The sequence below is a fragment of the Streptomyces sp. HUAS 31 genome (genome assembly GCF_028198125.1).
Taxonomy (GTDB): domain Bacteria; phylum Actinomycetota; class Actinomycetes; order Streptomycetales; family Streptomycetaceae; genus Streptomyces; species Streptomyces chartreusis.
On the sequence record NZ_CP116353.1, the window covers coordinates 1,958,089 to 1,977,179 of the forward strand.

15 protein-coding genes are annotated in these 19,091 nt (G+C 71.6%); 8 read left to right on the forward strand and 7 right to left on the reverse strand.

Annotation, left to right across the window (positions count from 1 at the left end):
• Positions 1–93 precede the first annotated feature (93 nt).
• The 5 genes from glpK to PGH47_RS08545 all read left to right on the forward strand — a co-directional run bounded on the left by glpK (position 94) and on the right by PGH47_RS08545 (position 8,565).
• Positions 94–1,635: a glycerol kinase GlpK gene (gene glpK / locus PGH47_RS08525; protein WP_271662909.1), complete on the forward strand. Its 1,542-nt coding sequence runs from the start codon at positions 94–96 to the stop codon at positions 1,633–1,635.
• A gap of 48 nt (positions 1,636–1,683) precedes the next feature.
• Positions 1,684–3,300 carry a glycerol-3-phosphate dehydrogenase/oxidase gene (locus tag PGH47_RS08530; RefSeq protein WP_107909251.1) on the forward strand — a complete coding sequence of 539 codons (1,617 nt, stop codon included), beginning with the start codon at positions 1,684–1,686 and terminating at the stop codon, positions 3,298–3,300.
• Between the two features lie 331 nt (positions 3,301–3,631).
• Positions 3,632–6,556, forward strand: coding sequence for an NACHT domain-containing protein (locus tag PGH47_RS08535; RefSeq protein WP_271662910.1), 2,925 nt, complete (start codon positions 3,632–3,634; stop codon positions 6,554–6,556).
• An 89-nt stretch (positions 6,557–6,645) separates the two neighbouring features.
• Positions 6,646–7,317, forward strand: coding sequence for a FadR/GntR family transcriptional regulator (locus tag PGH47_RS08540; RefSeq protein WP_030953901.1), 672 nt, complete (start codon positions 6,646–6,648; stop codon positions 7,315–7,317).
• A gap of 324 nt (positions 7,318–7,641) precedes the next feature.
• On the forward strand, positions 7,642–8,565 hold the full coding sequence (locus PGH47_RS08545; protein ID WP_271662911.1) for a PAC2 family protein: 924 nt from the start codon (positions 7,642–7,644) through the stop codon (positions 8,563–8,565).
• Positions 8,566–8,638: 73 nt separating this feature from the next.
• On the opposite strand, the gene PGH47_RS08550 is transcribed toward PGH47_RS08545, so the two are convergent.
• Entirely contained in the window at positions 8,639–9,613 is a 975-nt protein-coding gene (locus tag PGH47_RS08550) for an SMP-30/gluconolactonase/LRE family protein (RefSeq protein ID WP_271662912.1), read from the reverse strand.
• A 312-nt stretch (positions 9,614–9,925) separates the two neighbouring features.
• Here PGH47_RS08550 and PGH47_RS08555 point away from each other — a divergent pair, with 312 nt between their 5' ends.
• Positions 9,926–11,671, forward strand: coding sequence for a S8 family peptidase (locus PGH47_RS08555; protein ID WP_271662913.1), 1,746 nt, complete (start codon positions 9,926–9,928; stop codon positions 11,669–11,671).
• A gap of 35 nt (positions 11,672–11,706) precedes the next feature.
• Positions 11,707–12,261: a hypothetical protein gene (locus PGH47_RS08560; protein ID WP_271662914.1), complete on the forward strand. Its 555-nt coding sequence runs from the start codon at positions 11,707–11,709 to the stop codon at positions 12,259–12,261.
• Positions 12,262–12,361: 100 nt separating this feature from the next.
• Here the strand turns inward: PGH47_RS08560 and mshC are convergent, their stop codons facing one another.
• From mshC to PGH47_RS08580, 4 genes are all read right to left on the reverse strand, one after another.
• Positions 12,362–13,591: a cysteine--1-D-myo-inosityl 2-amino-2-deoxy-alpha-D-glucopyranoside ligase gene (gene mshC, locus PGH47_RS08565; protein ID WP_093745411.1), complete on the reverse strand. Its 1,230-nt coding sequence runs from the start codon at positions 13,589–13,591 to the stop codon at positions 12,362–12,364.
• A gap of 129 nt (positions 13,592–13,720) precedes the next feature.
• Positions 13,721–14,539, reverse strand: coding sequence for an SCO1664 family protein (locus PGH47_RS08570; protein ID WP_271662915.1), 819 nt, complete (start codon positions 14,537–14,539; stop codon positions 13,721–13,723).
• Positions 14,503–15,093 (reverse strand): DUF3090 domain-containing protein, encoded by a 591-nt coding sequence (locus PGH47_RS08575; protein ID WP_271662916.1) that lies wholly within the window; start codon positions 15,091–15,093, stop codon positions 14,503–14,505. Before PGH47_RS08575 ends, PGH47_RS08570 begins: the two co-directional genes overlap by 37 nt.
• Before the next feature lie 99 nt (positions 15,094–15,192).
• Complete coding sequence (locus PGH47_RS08580; RefSeq protein ID WP_271662917.1) at positions 15,193–15,879, reverse strand: histidine phosphatase family protein; 687 nt, start codon at positions 15,877–15,879, stop codon at positions 15,193–15,195.
• Positions 15,880–15,941: 62 nt separating this feature from the next.
• Here PGH47_RS08580 and corA point away from each other — a divergent pair, with 62 nt between their 5' ends.
• Entirely contained in the window at positions 15,942–16,940 is a 999-nt protein-coding gene (corA, locus tag PGH47_RS08585) for a magnesium/cobalt transporter CorA (protein WP_107909243.1), read from the forward strand.
• 3 nt (positions 16,941–16,943) lie between these two features.
• Here corA and PGH47_RS08590 read toward each other — a convergent pair whose 3' ends face one another.
• Both PGH47_RS08590 and PGH47_RS08595 read right to left on the reverse strand, forming a co-directional pair.
• The gene (locus PGH47_RS08590; RefSeq protein WP_271662918.1) at positions 16,944–17,732 is read right to left on the reverse strand and encodes a ferritin-like domain-containing protein; all 789 of its coding nucleotides are present in this window, start codon (positions 17,730–17,732) and stop codon (positions 16,944–16,946) included.
• A 237-nt stretch (positions 17,733–17,969) separates the two neighbouring features.
• Positions 17,970–19,025: an LLM class F420-dependent oxidoreductase gene (locus PGH47_RS08595; protein ID WP_126901938.1), complete on the reverse strand. Its 1,056-nt coding sequence runs from the start codon at positions 19,023–19,025 to the stop codon at positions 17,970–17,972.
• Between the last annotated feature and the right edge of the window lie 66 nt (positions 19,026–19,091).

Genomic DNA, 19,091 nt, shown 5'->3' on the forward strand with positions numbered 1-19,091 from the left:
CAGTGAGTTCACCCATCCGGGTGAGATGCACCGAAACTCTCAGCGCGCGCCGTACGTAAAGCCCCATAACCACGGAACTTCCAGGAGCTAACTGTGACCGACGCCCACACCGCCGGCCCCTTCATCGCCGCGATCGACCAGGGCACGACCTCGTCCCGCTGCATCGTCTTCGACCGCGACGGCCGTATCGTCTCCGTCGACCAGAAGGAGCACGAGCAGATCTTCCCGAAGCCGGGCTGGGTCGAGCACAACGCCAACGAGATCTGGACCAACGTCCAGGAGGTCGTCGCCGGAGCCATCCAGAAGGCCGGCATCACCCGTGACGACATCAAGGCCATCGGCATCACCAACCAGCGCGAGACCACCGTGCTGTGGGACAAGAACACCGGTGAGCCCGTCCACAACGCCATCGTCTGGCAGGACACCCGCACGGACGGGCTCTGCAAGGAGCTCGGGCGCAACGTCGGGCAGGACCGTTTCCGCCGTGAGACCGGTCTGCCCCTCGCCTCCTACTTCGCCGGTCCCAAGGCCCGCTGGCTGCTGGACAACGTCGAGGGCCTCCAGGAGCGCGCCGCCGCCGGCGACATCCTCTTCGGCACCATGGACACCTGGGTCATCTGGAACCTGACCGGCGGTGTCAACGGTGGCAAGCACGTCACCGACGTCACGAACGCGTCCCGCACCATGCTGATGAACCTGCACACCATGGAGTGGGACGACAAGATCGCCGAGTCGATCGGCGTGCCGCTGCAGATCCTGCCCGAGATCCGCTCCTCCGCGGAGGTCTACGGCGAGATCACCGGCGGCAAGCTGGGCGACCTGCTCGGCGGCATCCCGGTCGCCTCCGCGCTCGGCGACCAGCAGGCGGCGCTGTTCGGCCAGACCTGTTTCGCCGAGGGCGAGACCAAGTCGACGTACGGCACCGGCACCTTCATGGTGATGAACACCGGCGACAAGATCATCAACTCGTACGCGGGTCTGCTGACCACCGTCGGCTACAAGATCGGCGAGCAGGACACGGTCTACGCCCTCGAGGGCTCGATCGCCGTCACCGGTTCGCTGGTGCAGTGGATGCGGGACCAGATGGGCCTGATCTCCACGGCCGCCGAGATCGAGACGCTCGCGCTCTCGGTCGAGGACAACGGCGGCGCCTACTTCGTACCGGCCTTCTCCGGTCTGTTCGCCCCGCACTGGCGCTCCGACGCCCGCGGTGTGATCGCCGGTCTGACCCGGTACGTCACCAAGGCGCACCTCGCGCGTGCCGTCCTGGAGGCCACCGCCTGGCAGACGCGGGAGATCGCCGACGCCATGACGAAGGACTCCGGTGTCGAGCTGTCCACCCTCAAGGTCGACGGCGGCATGACCGCCAACAACCTGCTGATGCAGCAGCTCTCGGATGTCCTGGACGCGCCGGTGGTGCGTCCGATGGTCGCCGAGACCACCTGCCTCGGTGCCGCCTACGCCGCCGGTCTCGCCGTCGGCTTCTGGTCCAGCACGGACGAACTGCGCGCCAACTGGCGCCGGGCCGCCGAGTGGACCCCCCGCATGGACGCGGAGACCCGCGACCGTGAGTACAAGAACTGGCTCAAGGCCGTCGAGCGGACCATGGGCTGGATCGAGGACGACGAGAGCTGACGACAGCCTTCGCCAGCCTCGAACTCTGATGAGGAGTAAGAACCCGAAATGACCAGTCAGACCACCCTGCAGTCCGTGCCTGCCCTCGGTACGCGCCCGGCCTCCGGCTTCAACCCGAGCCGAGCCGAGACCCGGGAGCAGCTCTCCAAGGCGTCGTACGACCTTCTCGTGATCGGCGGCGGCATCCTGGGCATCTCCACCGCCTGGCACGCCGCGCAGTCCGGCCTCAGGGTGGCTCTGGTCGACGCCGGCGACTTCGCCGGCGCCACCTCCTCCGCCTCCTCCAAGCTGCTCCACGGCGGTCTGCGCTACCTGCAGACCGGCGCGGTGAAGCTGGTGGCGGAGAACCACTTCGAGCGCCGTGCGGTCTCCCGCCAGGTGGCCCCCCACCTGGCGAACCCGCTCACGTTCTACCTCCCCGTGTACAAGGGCGGGCCGCACGGCGCCGCGAAGCTCGGAGCGGGCGTCTTCGCCTACTCCGCGCTCTCCGCCTTCGGTGACGGCGTCGGTCACCTCCTGTCCCCCGCCAAGGCGGCGCAGGACGTGCCCGAGCTGCGCACCGACAACCTCAAGGCCGTGGCCGTGTACGGCGACGACCAGATGAACGACGCGCGCATGGCGCTGATGACGGTCCGCGGGGCCGTCGAGGCCGGCGCGGTCGTGCTCAACCACGCCGAGGTCACCGGCCTGCGCTTCACCAAGGGCCGGGTGACCGGCGCGGACCTCAAGGACCGTCTGTCCGGTGACGAGTTCGGCGTCAACGCCCGTCTCGTGCTGAACGCGACCGGCCCCTGGGTCGACCACCTGCGCAAGATGGAGGACCCGAACGCCGCCCCGTCGATCCGGCTGTCCAAGGGCGCGCACCTGGTCCTGAAGCGGACGGCGCCCTGGAAGGCGGCGCTCGCGACCCCGATCGACAAGTACCGCATCACCTTCGCCCTGCCCTGGGAGGACATGCTGCTCCTCGGCACCACGGACGAGGAGTTCGAGGGCGACCCGGCGGACGTCGCGGTCACCGAGAAGGACACGGCCCAGATACTCGACGAGGCCGCGTTCTCCATCCGCGACCAGCAGCTCGACCGCGACCTGATCACCTACGCCTTCGCGGGTCTGCGTGTGCTGCCCGGCGGCCCCGGTGACACGGCGAAGGCCAAGCGCGAGACGGTCGTGACCGAGGGCACCGGCGGCATGCTGTCCGTCGCCGGCGGCAAGTGGACGACGTTCCGCCACATCGGCCGCACGATCATGCAGAAGCTGGAGGCGCTGCCGGGCCACCCGCTCGGCGACGACTTCGAGCCCATCTCCTCCCTGCCGAAGAAGCTGCCGCTGCCGGGTATCGCCAACCCGCGCGCGGTCGCCCACCGGCTGCTCACCGACCGCCCGGCGCCGGGTCCGCGCATGGCGGCCGACACGGCGAAGCACCTGGCGACGCACTACGGCTCCCTGGCCTTCGACATCGCCCGCATCGCCAACGAGAACCCGGAGCTGGGCGAGCGCGTCCACCCGGACGCCCCGGAGATCTGGGCGCAGGTCGTCTACGCCCGGGACAACGAGTGGGCCGAGACGCAGGACGACGTGCTGCGCCGCCGTACGACGCTGACGATCCGCGGCCTTGCGACGGACGACGTCCGGGCGAAGGTGCAGGACCTGCTCGACAAGAAGTGACCTCGCACGCGCGGCGGGCGGATTTTCGCCGGATGAGCCACTCGCCGCGCAAGGTCCGGCCACTCCCCTGACCACGCCGGACCGTACGAGGGCGGCCCCTTCCGCACCGGGGCCGGCCACCACCGGAAGGGGCGGCCCCACGCCGATGGGAGCCGCCCCTTCCGTCTGTGCGGAACTGATGCACGAGGCCGGCGGCCCGAGCTTCCGGCAGCCCTCCGACTGCTCCCGCGCGCCCCTCCCCCGGACCGGTGAATCGGTGATCCGCACCCCGCACGGCCGCTAGAAAAGTGCCTTTGCACAGGGTTCGGTTCGACACGGGGAGCGTCGGGTCATGAGTGGCGGATGGCGGAGTGCGCGGCTGCGCCGACGCGTGGCCTTCGGGGTGTGCGGAGCCGCGCTGGTGGCGCTGGCGGCCGTGCTGCGCACGATCGACGACGTGAGTGCCGCGAGCGTGCTCGTCTCCGTGATCGGCGCGGTCGTGTCGGTCGCCGCACTCCTAGCCGACGTGCTGCGCGGTGACGCCGATCCCCTGCCCCGGCCGGCCGCGGAGTTACGGCACCGGGCCGCCGACGCGCTCGCCGATGCGGTACGGGAGCAGTGGGCGGCGGAGTTCCGGCTGCGCAGGCTCCAGGACCCGGAGCCGGTGGACGTGCCATGGGTCGCGGCGGATCCCCGGCTGGCCGACCATCCGGAGAACGTCCGGCGGATCCCAGCGCCCCGCGACGGCGAACGGCAACTGGGCGGCATCGTGGACGCGTTCGCGGCCGCGCCGGGCCGCCGGCTCGTGGTCCTCGGCGGCCCCGGTTCCGGCAAGAGCGTGCTGGCCCTGCGGTTCACCCTGGGCCGGCTGGCCGTCCGGCGACCCGGCGGCGCGGTGCCGGTGATCTTCCCGCTGGCCGGCTGGGACCCCGGGCACAACGGGCTGCGCGACTGGATCGCCGAGCGCCTGGCCGCCGACCACCGCCCCCTGGCCGCGCTCGCGGACGGGCGGCGCACCCTGGCTCGCGCCCTGCTCGACACCGGGCTGGTGCTGCCCGTCCTCGACGGCTTCGACGAACTGCCGCAGGCCGTGCACGGGGAGGCCGTACGGCGGATCAACGCCGAACTCGACGACGACCTACCGCTGTTGCTCACCAGCCGTCCGCAGGCCTGGGCGACGGCCGTGGACGAGGGCGATGTCCTCACGGCCGCCCAGGTCGTGAAGCTGCTGCCGCTGGACATAGGGCAGTCGGCGGCGTATCTGGAGCGCACGGCCCGGCCCCTGCCCGCCGACGGTGGCCGCCGGGCGACCGTGTGGACGCCGGTGCTGCGCTACCTGGAGGAGGAGCCGGGGCACCCGCTGGCCGCGGTGCTGACGGTGCCGCTGATGGTGGCACTGGCCCGGACCGTCTACGGCGACAGGTCCCGGGATCCGGCCGAACTGCTGGACGACGCCCGTTTCGAGAGCGCCGAGCGGATCGAGGAACACCTGCTGGAGGCGTTCGTGCCGGCGGCGTTCCACGACGCCGGGGACGGGGGCGCGGTGGAGGCGAGGCGCCGGCTGGGGGCGCTGGCGCGGGAGTTGCAGAAACGCGGGACCGGGCGCCTGGGGTGGTGGGAGCTGGAGGCCATGGCGCCGCGGGTGCTGCGGGTGTACGCGCCTGGGCTGGTGGCGATGGCGGCGACCGCGGTGCTGCTGATCCCCGGGCTGCTGAGCCGTGCGTCGGCGGACCTGGCCACGGTGGAGGACGCCGGTTCGCTCGTGATGAACCTGGTGGGCCAGACGCTGGGCTACTCGCTCGGGGTGGCCTTCCTGCTGCAGCCGGTGGCCGGCCGGGTGCGCCGGATCGTCTTCCTGCGCCGGCAGTTGGCGATCACCACGGCGGCCGCGGGTGTGCTGTGGGCGGGCTTCGCGCTCGGGGACGATCTGCGCTTCGGCTACCGCTTCGGCGCGGTGACCGACGGCTGGCTGCCGGACATGTTCGGGGGCTGTCTGTTCGCGCTGTTGTTCACGCTGTTCTTCGGCATCGCGGGGCTGCCGAGGCGTCCCGTGCCGCTGAGCCTGCCCTGGACGGGCGATCACCGGGGGCGGGCCGCCGCCCGGGGCTGCGGGGGCGCGCTCCTGGTGGGCGGTCTCTCGGTGGTCGGCGGGGTGCTGCTCGGGGTGGCGGACAGCCCCTGGACCGCGCTCATCGGCACGGTCTGCGCGGTGGCGGGGGTCGTGCTGCTGCTGAGCGCCACCCGGCGGGCCGAGCGGGACGGCATCCCCCGGGCCCGGCCCGGCCGGACGACCCGGCGCTTCGCGGCGGAGCTGGCGCGCGGCACGGCTGCGACGCTGCTGATCGGCCTGGTCGCGACGGGCGTCGGAGGCACCGTCGCGGTGAGTGTCACGGTCCTCAAATCGGGGTCCCGGGACGACCTCGACGGGCGGCGGATCGAGAGCTGGGAGTTCCGGGAGCGGCACGGGGTGCGGATCGCGGACACCGAGCGGCCGGTGCGGGGCACTCTGCTGTACCCCGCCGAGCGCACCCGGCCGGTGGCCTATCCGAGGGGGACGACGCCGCCGAACTGCGAGGTGCCGCTGCTGACCGGTCGGCGGTGCCGCGCCTTCGTCTCCGCCCGCACCGAGTTCCGTTCGCAGCGGGGCGCCGTGGTCCTGCGCCTGGCCACCTCGCGCGGCCCGGTGACGGCCGAGGCGGCGGGCATGCGGAACGCGCTGCCGCCACGGGGACGTGACTGGCTCACCGAGGGGCCCGCGTGGGGCGTCGCCGGGCGGCTGCTTCCGCCGATCCTGGCGGCGGGCCTCCTGGTCGGGGTGGTCGGCGGCTGTGTGTGCGGTGTGCATCACGCCCTGAGCGCGCCGTCCGACGTGATGCGAGCGGCGGGCCCCCGGTCCTCGCTGCGCACCGACCGCACGGCCGCCTTCGCGCGGGGCGGGGTCGCGGCCCTGGTCACCGGGGCCGTCTGCCTGCCGGTCGTGGCCTTCTCCCGCGACTGGGGCGGGTTCATGCACGCGGGCACCCAGCTGTGGGTTCCCGTCGGCACCGCCGCACTCGCCCTGAGCGCCTGGGGCCGCCTGGCCGTCACCCGGGTCTGGCTGGCCGCGTCCGGCCGTATGCCGTGGCGGCTCATGGCGTTCCTGGACGAGGCGCACCGCCGGGGGGTGCTGCGGCAGTCGGGGGCGTACTACGAGTTCCGGCATCTGCGGCTCCAGCGGCAACTGGCCTCTGAGCCGGCGCCCCATGCCGAGGATCAGCGGCCGCACGCGCGCCGGTAGCCGCTCGGGGGCCCCGGGCCGGAGCCCGCATAATGGCGGGATACGTCGGATGTCTCATCACGACATCCTGAACGACAGGGAGGCCGGCCATGGCAGTCACCGACGAGGCGATCGAGAAGATCAAGGGCATGATCGTCTCCGGCGCACTGCGCCCCGGCGACCGGCTCCCCAAGGAGAGCGAGCTGGCCGCCGAACTCGGACTGTCCCGCAACTCCCTGCGGGAGGCCGTGCGCGCCCTGTCGCTGATCCGGATCCTGGACGTACGGCAGGGCGACGGCACCTACGTCACGAGCCTGGACCCGCAACTGCTGCTGGAGGCGCTGAGCTTCGTCGTCGACTTCCACCGCGACGACACGGTGCTGGAGTTCCTCGCCGTGCGCCGCATCCTGGAGCCGGCGGCCACGGCGATGGCCGCTTCCCGGATCAGCGAGCAGCAACTGGACGCGCTGTCGGCCCAGTTGGAGAAGCTGGGCGACGCCCCCTCGGTGGAGGAACTCGTCGCCTGCGACCTGGAGTTCCACCGGGGCATCGTGCAGAGCTCCGGCAACTCCGTGCTGTGCTCGCTCCTGGACGGCCTGTCCGGACCGACGACACGGGCGCGCATCTGGCGCGGCCTGACCCAGGAGGACGCGGTCAGCCGCACCCTGCACGAGCACCGGGCGATCCTGGCGGCCCTGCGCGACCGGGACGCGGAGGCGGCACGCTCGTGGGCGACGGTGCACATCGCGAGCGTGGAACAGTGGCTGCGCTCCACGCTGTGAGTCAGGGCCGTTGAGGCGTGGCGGCAGGGCGCACGGCTGCCGCGCCCGGCCCGAACCCGCCCTGTCCATCGGACCTCTGAACGATCATCCGACGTATGATGTGGCCATGTGCGGGGCGACCCGGCCCCGACCTCCGCGATCGCCGAACCCCCCTGATCAGCCACCGCCCCCGCCCGGGTACAGCTCGGATGACTGTGGGGTGTTTCGGGGGGACGAACGGGGCAGTGATCCGTTCATGTCCCCGTGCAAGGGGGCTGCGGGCGCCCCCGTCGCACGCCGTAAGGTTGGTTCGTCAGGCGAGGGCACGTCGGAAGGAGGCACTGGGTGATCGAGCTCGAGGGGGTTCCCGAGCTGATCGACCCGGTCATGGTGGCCGCGTTCGAGGGCTGGAACGACGCCGGCGACGCCGCCTCCACCGCGGTCGCGCATCTGGACAGGGAATGGAAGGGCGAGGTCTTCGCGGCGCTGGACGCCGAGGACTACTACGACTTCCAGGTGAACCGCCCCACGGTGTGGATGGACGGGGGCGTCCGCAAGATCACGTGGCCGACGACCCGGCTCTCGGTGGTCCGGGTCGGCGGCGAGAAGCCACGTGATCTCGTTCTCGTCCGAGGTATCGAACCGTCCATGCGCTGGCGCTCGTTCTGCAACGAGCTCCTCGGCTTCGCGCACGAATTGGGCGTGGAGCTGGTGGTCATCCTGGGCGCCCTGCTCGGTGACACCCCGCACACGCGTCCGGTCCCGATCAGCGGCACCACCTCCGACCCGGACCTGGCCCGCCGGATGGATCTGGAGGAGACCAAGTACGAGGGCCCGACGGGCATCGTCGGCGTCCTCCAGGAGGCGTGCACGCACGCGGGCGTACCGGCTGTCAGCCTGTGGGCCGCCGTACCGCACTACGTCTCGCAGCCGCCGAACCCGAAGGCGACGCTGGCGCTGCTCAACCGGCTGGAGGACCTGATCGACGTCCGCATCCCGCTGGGCGAGCTGCCCGAGGACGCGCGCGCCTGGCAGGTCGGCGTCGACCAGCTGGCCGCGGAGGACAGCGAGGTGGCGGAGTACGTGCAGACGCTGGAGGAGGCCCGCGACACCGCGGAGCTGCCGGAAGCCTCCGGCGAGGCCATCGCGCGCGAGTTCGAGCGGTATCTGCGGCGCCGGGACGGCGGCCCGTCGCCCGAGGACCGTACGCGTCCGCCGATGCCTCCGAAGCCGGGCAACAGGGACGACGAGGACTCGTCGGACGACTGAGGCCGTTCGATCGCGGAAGAGGGCGGTGCGCTGGACTGCGCACCGCCCTCTTCCGCGATCGCCGTCACCTGCGTCACACGGGCACGGAGATCACGTCGTACGTCGTGTCCGGCGTCGGTGTCGTGGTGAAGCGGGCGTTGGGCAGGTAGAGGCGCCCCTTGTACGCGGCCACCGTGGTCGGCACGTCGAACAGCGGGTCGGTGACGCGGCGTTGGAAGACGCCGCCGCGGCCGTCGGCGGCGAGCCTGAAGACGTCGATGGCGTTCTGCCGGTTCTGCACGACGTACAGCGTCCGGCCGATCAGCAGCAGGCCGTCGCCGTTGGTGAGCGGTGCCGCGTCGCCGAGGTCGACGAGTTGCGTGACGCCGGTGCGCGGGTCGACCCGGTGCAGCCCGCCGACCCCGGACTGCACGACGAGCAGCGCGGAGCCGTCCGGCGTGGCGGTGATGCCGTTGGCGTTGACGACCTCGCCCGCGACTTGGCTCCAGTCGCCGCTCAGGGTGAGCGTCACGACCTCGTCCGCGTCCGGCAGTTGCCCGTGCCGGCCGAGCGGCAGGGCGTACAGCGCGGGCTGGAAGGAGTCCGTGAACCAGGCCGCGCGCGGGGTGAGGAACACGTCGTTGGCGAAGGTCGGGGTCGCCGAGGTCAGGGCGTAGGAGGCGAGGATCGCGCCGCTGCGGGCGTCCACCACACGGGCGCCCTGGCCGCGTCCGGCGACGAACAGGCGGCCCCGGTGGTCGAGTTTGAGACCGACCGAGGGCGTCCCGGGTCCGGCCGAGAAGATCGCACCCTCACCGGTGCGCAGATCGGCGCGGTAGAGGGAGCCGTCGCCGAGCGAGCCGAGATAGGCGAACGGTCCGCCGCCGATGGTGATGCCCTCCGGGCGGAAGCCGTTCGGGAGGCGGAGCACCTGGGGGCGGCGCTTTCCGGCCGCGACGGCGGGGGTGCCGGTGGCCGGGACGAGTGCGGCGCCGGCGATCGCGGCGCCCGTCGCGAGGAGTCCGCGGCGGGTGAGGTGAGGTGCGAAGGAGCGGTGTTCGGGGGCCACTGTGCGTCCTTCCGCTGAGAGGACCGGCCGACAGCTGGTCCAACGGTCAACTGACTCCCCCACCCCACCACACGCCGGGCGCCTCCGCAGCCGAGGCCGGTGTCTCGACAGGGACTGGACAGCAGCTGGCCGGATTATGGCGTGACATCTCTTTCCGGACGGATTGCACACGTTGCCCAATTCAACTTGTTCCCAAACCAAGTTGGCGAAAATGGTCTGGACGGACCGGCCCGCGCGTGCTTGGTTGTCCACCGAAGGCGCGCCGCACCACCCGCACTTGGCAACCCCCAGGACCGAAGGGAGCGGCAGACCATGACCGACCAGGGACAGCCGGCGCAGGGCCCCGGAACGGCCGGGCCGGGGCCCGACGGAGCGGGATTCACCTATCGAGGAGCCGAGCCGGAACTGATCGTCGTCGCCCGGCCCGAGGCCCGGCTGCGGGCCCAGGCCGAGGGCGTCCGGTCGGTCGCGGGCGCCGATGTGACGGCTCTCAACATGTTCCTCAGTGACGAACAGCTCGCGCTGGAGCCGCTGTTCGGCAGCGAGGAACGGCTTCAGCAGACCACGGACACGCAGGACACGTCCGACCTGGCCCTCTTCTACCGGGTGCGCGGCGGGGAGAGCCGCGCCGAGGAGCTGCGGGCCCGTATGGCCGCGCTGCCCGGCATCGACACGGCGTATGTGAAACCGGGCGCGGTGCCGGCCTCCCTCGGGCATGTCGGCGAGGGCAGCGGGCGCCTGGGCGAGGGCAGCGGGCGCCTGAAGGAGGGCGCGCCGGTCACGCCCGACTACAGCGGCCGGCAGGGCTATCTGCGCCCGGCGCCCGAGGGCGTGGACGCGCTCTGGGCCTGGCAGCGGCCGGGCGGCGCCGGTCACGGCGTGACCGTGATCGACGTCGAGGGCTCCTGGCAGCTGGGCCACGAGGACCTGGCCGGCAAGCTGGCCGGCGTCGTCGTCGGCACCCCGCTGACCGACCTGGCCTGGCGCAACCACGGCACCGCGGTGATCGGCGTGATCGGCGGCGACCGCAACGACCACGGCGTCACCGGCATCGTGCCGGAGACGGTGACCGCGGCCGCCTCCTTCCACGGCATCGGCACGGCGGCCGCGATCCACGCGGCGGCCGAGCGGCTCGGCCCCGGCGACATCGTGCTGGTCGAACTGCACCGCCCGGGACCCCGGTTCGAGTTCGCCGACCGCGACGACCAGCGCGGCTACGTCGCACTCGAATGGTGGCCCGACGACCACGCCGCGATCCGCAGCGCCACCGCCAGGGGTGTGCTGGTCGTGGCCGCCGCGGGCAACGGCGGCGAGTCCCTCGACGACGCGGTCTACGAGCGCCGCCCCGACGAGTTCCCGGAGTCGTGGCGCAACCCGTTCAACCCGTCCAACCCGTCCTCGGGGGCGGTCCTGGTCGGCGCGGGCGCCCCGCCCCCCGGCACGCACGGCCGCGATCACGGCCCGGACCGCTCCCGGCTCGCCTTCTCCAACTACGGCGCCCGGGTGGACGCGCAGGGCTGGGGCCGCGAGGTGACGACGACCGGCGGCTTCTGGGACCGGCCCGGCGACCTCCAGGGCGGGCCCGAGGAGATCGCCTGGTACACCGACACGTTCTCGGGTACGTCGTCAGCCTCCCCGGTGGTGGTCGGCGCGCTGGCCGCGCTCCAGGGAATGCTGAAGGCCGCCGCGCAGCCGCCGATGTCCCCCGAGCAGGCGCGTGCGGTGCTGCGGGCGACGGGTTCCCCGCAGCAGGACGCGCCGGGCCGGCCGGCCTCCCAGCGGATCGGCAACCGGCCCGACATCAAGGCGGCGGTCACCCATCTGGTGCCGCAGGCGGTCGGCTCCGGCCTCGCCGAGCGGTACTGGGACGAGTTGCTGCCGTATCCGCGCGAACTTCCGCCCCGGCTCCGGCTGTTCGTGGCCGGCGAGTGGCGGAACCTGAACCATCCGTCCCCCGAGATCCGCCAGGCGGTCCATACCGCCTTCGCGGGGGGACGGCCGGAGGTCCGAGTGTGGTTCTCGGACGACGAGATCGTCGGCCTGGTCATCACCGGCTGACGCAGCCCATCGCATCAAGGGAAGGTGACACCCGTATGAGCACCACCCCGCAGATGAGTCACATGGGACAACAGCAGGGCCAGCAGTACCCGAGCACGTCGCCGTACCAGCAGCCCTTCGGGCAGCAGCAGGGCTACGGCCAGCAGCAGGCGTACGGCATGAGCGGCTCGCTGGAGCAGCTCCAGCAGCTCGGCCGGCAGCAGCCGTTCCAGCACTTGCTCCAGCAGCTCGGCCAGCCGCAGGGCTACGGGCAGCAGCAGGTCCAGGGCCAGGCGTTCCAGGGCGAGCAGCAGCAACAGCAGTCCGAGCAGCAGGTGCTGCACCTGATGCAGCAGGTCACACAGGCCGCCGTGCAGCAGGCGCCGCAGGCGGGCGTCGCGGACGGCTACATCGACATCGTCCAGCCGCTGCCCGGGCAGCCGTCGCAGATCTTCCTGCGCATCCACGATGTGTTCCGGGTCTTCAACAACCCGAACCCGCAGATCCACGGCCAGGTCCAGGAGGCCTTCGCACACGGCCACCAGGTCGTCGGCGTCTGGGACAGCAGCCAGCCGCTGGTCCTGCGGAGCATCCAGATCCGCAGGATCTGACCGGCCGTAGCCGAACCGGCCGGCCACCGAAAAGGGGCGCTTCCACCCGCGGGGAGGAAGCGCCCCCTCTCTTGTGCCGAGGTCTTTGTGTCGGCGTCCGCTACAGGGCCACGCCCAGCAGCGCGTCGACGGCTCGCGACACGACGCCGGGGGCGCCGATGTCCGTGCCGCCCTCGGTGTCCTGCCGGGTCACCCAGCGGTCGACCGCGGCGAGCGCGGCCGGGGCGTCGAGGTCGTTCGCGAGGGCTTCGCGGATCTCCTCGACGAGCACCTCCGCGTCCGGTCCGTCGGGCCGGGACACGGCGGCCCGCCAGCGGCCGAGGCGGTCCACGGCGTCCTGGAGCACCTGGTCGGTCCACTCCCAGTCGGCCCGGTAGTGGTGGGCGAGGAGGGCGAGCCGGATGGCTGCCGGGTCGACGCCGTCGCGGCGCAGCTGCGACACGAAGACGAGATTGCCCTTGGACTTGGACATCTTCTCGCCGTGCAGGCCGACCATGCCCGCGTGGACGTAGGCCTTGGCCATGGGGAACTCGCCGGTCAGCACCTGGGCGTGCGAGGCGCCCATCTCGTGGTGCGGGAAGGCGAGGTCGGAGCCGCCGCCCTGGACGTCGAAGGTCATGCCGAGGTGGTCCAGGGCGATGGCGACGCACTCGATGTGCCAGCCGGGCCGGCCCTGTCCGAGCGAACCGCCGTCCCAGCTGGGCTCGCCCGGACGGGCGGCCATCCACAGCATCGGGTCGAGAGGGTTCTTCTTGCCGGGCCGCTCGGGGTCGCCGCCGCGCTCGGCGGACAGCAGGCGCATGGCTGCGGCGTCGAGGTTCGACACCTTGCCGAAGTTCGGGTCGGACTCGACGGAGAAGTAGATGTCGCCGTCGAGTTCGTACGCGGCGCCCGCGTCCCGGAGCCGCTCGACGAGCGGGACGATCCCGGGTATCGCCTCGACGGCGCCGATGTAGTGCCGCGGCGGCAGCATGCGCAGCGCGGTCATGTCCTCGCGGAAGAGGGCGGTCTCCTTCTCGGCGAGGGCGACCCAGTCGATGTCGTCGCGCTGGGCCCGCTCCAGGAGCGGATCGTCGACGTCGGTGACGTTCTGGACGTAGTGGACCTGCCGCTTGGTGTCGAGCCACACGCGCTGAACGAGGTCGAACGCGTTGTAGGTCGCCGCGTGACCCATGTGGGTCGCGTCGTACGGCGTGATACCGCAGACGTAGATACGGGCGACGGGACCGGGGTCCAGGGTGACGAGACCCTCGGTCGCGGTGTCGTGGATCCTCAGGTCGCGGCCCTGACCGGGCAGGGCGGGGACCTCAGAAGCGGGCCAGGCATACATGTCATGAGCCTAACCGGACGGATGTTCCGTACACGAACCGGACCGGGCCGGATGGCCGGGGAGGCGTTCTTGCGCGACACCGGCCCTTGTGCTGCACGCCCTGGGCCGCAACCGTGTCCTGGGTGACGGCTAGACCGGCGGCCACGGAATGGCGGGCCACTCCCCGCTCGGCTCCGGGTGCCTGCCGGAGGCGAGCAGGGCGTCCACACGCGCGCGCGTGGCGTCCACCTCGGCGCCGGTGATCAGCCCGGCCAGCCGTACGGCCAGCTCGCCGCCCTCCTTCAGCCCTTCCCGCAGGGCCCCGAGGACCTCGACGGCCTCCTGGGTGAGCGGCTCCCCCGCCCAGCCCCACAGCAGCGTCCGCAGCTTGTTCTCGGCGTTGAAGGTGACGCCGTGATCGATGCCGTAGAGCCGGCCGTCCTCGGTGGGCAGCAGATGGCCGCCCTTGCGGTCGGCGTTGTTGATCACGGCGTCCAGCACGGCGAGGCGCCGCAGCCGCTCGTCGTCGGCGTGCACCAGCAGCGCGGTCTTCCCGTCGCCGACCTCGGCGAAGGCGACCGCCTTCCAGCCCGGTTCGGGTTCCTCGCCGTCCACCAGCGCGAGCAGCTCGGCCTCGGGTGTCACGTCGATCCACAGCTGGCACATGCCCTCGCCGTACGGCCCGTCGCGCAGCACGGTGGGCGGTACGAGCCCCCAGCCGGTCGCCTCGGAGATCTCGTACGCGGCGACCTCGCGCCCGGCGAGGGTTCCGTCGGGGAAGTCCCACAGCGGCCGCTCACCGGCGACCGGCTTGTACACGCAGGTGGCCTCACTGCCCTCGTGCGCGACGGTGCAGTACAGGGCGGCGTTGGACGCCTCGCGGATGCGTCCGCGCACCGTCAGCTCACCGCGGGTGAGCAGTTCCACCGAGGTCACGCTCCGCGGCGGTATCCGTTCTGGCGCGGACATACGTGTCCTTCCGGGTCGAGCGGGAGGCTGCACAGCGGACACGGCGGCCGCCCGGCGTTGACGACGTCCAGGGCGCGCTTGGCGAAAGCCCTCGCCTGCGCGCCGGTGAGCCGGACCCGCAGCATCGGGGGACCGTTCTCCTCGTCCTGGAGCAGCCGCTCCTCGGCCTCGGCGAGGTCCTCCTCGGAGTCGGCGTCGAGCTCCACGAGGGCCTGTGCCTCGACGATCATGCGCTGTTCCTCGCCGTCCCAGGCAAGGGCCATGGTGCCGACGCGGAACTCCTCCTCGATGGGGGTGTCCAGCGGGCCGGTGTCGGCGACCTCGCTGGGCGTCATGGCGGGGACGGAGGCGCTTCCGCCACTACGCCGTACGACCTCGTCGAGCAGTTCGTCCATGCGCTCGGCGAGTGCGGCGACCTGGGTCTTCTCCAGGGCCACGCTGGTCACGCGGGAGCCGGCGACGGCCTGGAGGAAGAACGTACGGCGTCCGGGCAGTCCTACCGTGCCGGCCACGAAGCGGTCCGGGGGGTCGTAGAGGAACACCTGACGGGACACGTCCTGTCTCCATTGGAATCGTGGGTACGGCGAATCGTGAGTGCGACGACTCGTGAGTGCGACGCTGCTTCGACCGCTTCACCCTACTGCGCCCGACGATCACGGTGCGCCCGCGCCGCCCCCTACCGTCGCGTCACCGGCCGGCGGTTCCTCGCGCGGGGCGAGGGACGCGAAGTCCCCGGTGTCCCCGAGACGTACGAGGAACGGCCTCAGGCGTGTGTAACGGATCGCGGTGATGGAACACGGTTCAACGGAAATCCTCTGGAAGAGGTCGAGATGAAGACCGAGTGCGTCCGCCACGAGGGACTTGATGATGTCGCCGTGCGAGCACATCACGTACACGGCGTCGGCGCCGTGATCGCGCTCCACGCGCGCGTTCCACTCCCGTACCGCCTCCGCGGCCCGGGTCGCCATGGCCCGCATCGACTCGCCGCCGGGGAACGCCGCCGCCGACGGATGGGCCTGCACGACCTCCATCAGCGGCTCGTCCTTGAGGTCGGCGAGCTTGCGGCCGGACCAGTCGCCGTAGTGGCACTCCCCGATCCGCTCCTCGGTGTGCGCGGTGAGTCCGGGCCGGGCCTCCAGCAGCGGCCGGATCGTCTCCTGGCAGCGCTGCAGCGGGCTGGTGACGACCTCGGAGATCGGCAGCGCGGCGAGGCGTGCGGGCAGTGCGGCGGCCTGCTCGGCCCCGCGCTCGTCGAGGGCGACGCCGGGTGTCCACCCGGCGAGCACTCCCTCGGTGTTGGCGGTGGAACGTCCGTGCCGGACCAGGATCAGCGTGGGCATGCCGCCCAGCGTAGGCGCACGACGGGGTGCGTCCGGGGGCGGAGGGCGGGAGAATACGCTCCGTGATCGTCGACTGCGCCATCTACCGGGACGGGCGCCGGACGGAGGGGCCCGCGGACTTCTCCGACGCCCTGGATCTGTGCCGTCTTCAGGACGACGCGTTCGTCTGGATCGGTCTGTACGAGCCGACGGAGACGGAGTTCGACAAGGTCACCGAGGAGTTCGGGCTGCATCCGCTGGCCGTGGAGGACGCCCTGAACGCGCACCAGCGGCCCAAGCTGGAGGTGTACGACGACTCGCTGTTCATGGTCCTGAAGCCGGTCGGCTACGAGCCGAAGAGCGACATCGTCTCCTCCGGCGAGGTCATGGTCTTCATCGGCGACTCGTTCGTGGTGACCGTCCGGCACGGCGAGGAGGCACCGCTGGGGGTCGTCCGGGAACGTCTGGAGCACGAGCCGGAGATGCTGCGGCACGGTCCCACTGCAGTGCTCTACACGATCGCGGACGCGGTGGTCGACCACTACGTCGAGGTGGCGGGCGAGTTGGGCACCGACCTGGCGGAGCTGGAGGCGGAGGTGTTCTCGCCGACCGCCGGCGGCTCCCGGCACACGGCCTCGCGCATCTACGCCTTCAAGCGGCAGATCATGGAGTTCCGCAGGGCCACGGGACCGCTCGCGCAGCCGGTGTCCCGGCTGGCGGGCACGGGCCTGATCGGCGCGCGCGTGCCGTTCGTGCACGACAAGGCGCAGCCCTTCTTCCGTGACGTGAGCGACCACCTCACGCGCGTGAACGAGGCCGTGGAGGGCCTGGACCGGCTGGTGTCGGACGTCCTGTCGGCGCATCTGGCGCAGATGAGCGTGCGGCAGAACGACGACATGCGGAAGATCTCCGCGTGGGCGGCCATGGCCGCGGTCCCCACGATGATCGCGGGGATCTACGGCATGAACTTCGAGCACATGCCGGAGCTGCACTGGACCGGTTCCTATCCGGTGCTGATCCTGGCCATGGCCGCCGTCGAGGTGCTGTTGTACCGGCTGTTCAAACGCCGGGGCTGGTTGTAGCGGTCAGGCGAACTCGGGTGCCGAGGCGGCGGGTCCGCCGAGTGCGTCGCGGCGTTCCGGCATCGCCAGGGACACCATGCGCCGCCAGCCCGCGAGCCGCTCCCAGGCGTACACGGCGTGGATGCCGGCGGCGAGCGCGGCGGCCTTGGCCCGGGGCCAGCCGAGGACGCGTCCCATGTGGTCCATGACCGCGAGGCTGACGTCCCGGTAGACCCGGATCTCGGCTAGGGCGCACTCGCGCAGGGTGGCCTGGATCCGCCGGCCGTGACCGGCGGCCGCGAAGCGCAGGAGTTCCTCGTGCGTGTAGGCGAGGTGGTTGTCCTCGTCGTTTGAGATCATCCGGACGGCCTTGCCGATCACGGGGTCGTCGGCGAAGTACTTGCGGAGCATGATCATCTGTTCCGAGGCGCGCTGCTCGGTGACCCGGCTGTGCGCGAGGTAGGTGATGATGTCGTCGACCGTGAGCGGCTTGTCGGCCTTCAGCTTGTCGTGGGCGAGGCCGATGCCGTGCTTCTCGAGCAGCATCGTGTAGTCGGTCTCGGACGGGACGGGGACGGGGTCGAGCCCGCGCTTCTTCAGCAGGGCGTTGAAGATCCGCCCGTGCTTGTCCTCGTCCGCGCCGTGCCGGGTGATCTTGGGCGCCATGGCGCGCTCGCTGTCGGGCACGAGCGCGGCGATGCGCGCGTTCTCCCAGCCGCCCTGGGACTCGCCGCTGGCGGCGATCGAGCAGAACAGCCGGAAGGAATCGTCGTTGTCGAGGATCTCCTGGAACAGACTCTTGGCCGAAAGCATCGTGGGGCACCTCTCTCAGGACGCCGCAGGATTCCGCAAAGAACGAGTCAAATGCGGTGAGAGAGCCGCTGCAACAGCTGAGTCGGACAACTCCGCCAAAAGAATGACCATCGGGGTCACGACGGGGGCGTAACCGGGTGGGCACGCGCGCGTTGTTCTGCTTGACGGCCGTGGCGGGGAAGACCCCCGAGCCCCCACCACGGCCGCAGAACTTCCCCGGCCCGTACGGCCCTCGCGTCACGCCAGTCCGGCGCGCTCCAGGGCCTCGGTGCCGGCGCGCAGGGAGGCGAGCCGCTCGTCGAGCGTGAAGCCCGCCGGCGCGAGGGACAGGGTGGTGACACCGGCGGCGGCGTAGGCCTTCATCCGGTCCGCGATCCGGTCGACGGAGCCGAGCAGCGTGGTCTTGTCGATCAGGTCCTGCGGTACGGCGGCCGCGGCGCCCTGCTTGTCGCCGGAGAGGTACTTCGTCTGGATCTCGGCGGCTTCCTTCTCGTACCCCATGCGCTGGGCGAGCTGGTTGTAGAAGTTCTGCTTGGGGCTGCCCATGCCGCCGACGTACAGCGCGGTGTAGGGGCGGAAGGTGTCGGCGAGCGTGGCCACGTCCTTGTCGTCGCCGACGGCGAGCGGCAGGGTCGGGCAGATGTCGAAACCGTCGAGGCTCTTGCCGGCCTTCTCGCGCCCCGCGCGCAGGTGCTTGACGGTGGTGTCCTCCAGGTGGTCGGCGGACGGGAAGATCACCAGTGCGCCGTCGGCGATCTCGCCGGTCTGCTCCAGGTTCTTCGGGCCGATGGCGGCGATGTACAGCGGGATGTGCTCGCGCTGCGGGTGCACGGTCAGCTTGATCGGCTTGCCGGGGCCGCCGGGCAGCGGCAGCGTCCAGTGCTGACCTTCGTAGGTCAGGCGCTCACGGGTCATGGCCTTGCGGACGATCTCGACGTACTCACGCGTGCGTGCCAGCGGCTTGTCGAACTTGACGCCGTACCAGCCCTCGGAGACCTGCGGTCCGGAGACGCCGAGACCGAGCCGGAAGCGGCCGCCGGACAGGGAGTCGAGGGTCGCGGCCGTCATCGCGGTCATCGCGGGCTGGCGGGCCGGGATCTGGAAGATGGCGGACCCGACGTCGATGCGCTCGGTCTGGGCGGCGACCCAGCTGAGCACGGTGGCCGCGTCCGACCCGTACGCCTCGGCGGCCCAGCACACGGCGTAGCCCAGCCGGTCGGCCTCCTGCGCGACGGCGAGATTGTCCGCGTCCATTCCGGCACCCCAGTAGCCGAGGTTGATCCCGAGCTGCATGGCCGATCCCCTTACCGATCAGTAACGTCCCTTGTGGGCCAGACCTTAGCGCGGGGGGCCACTCAC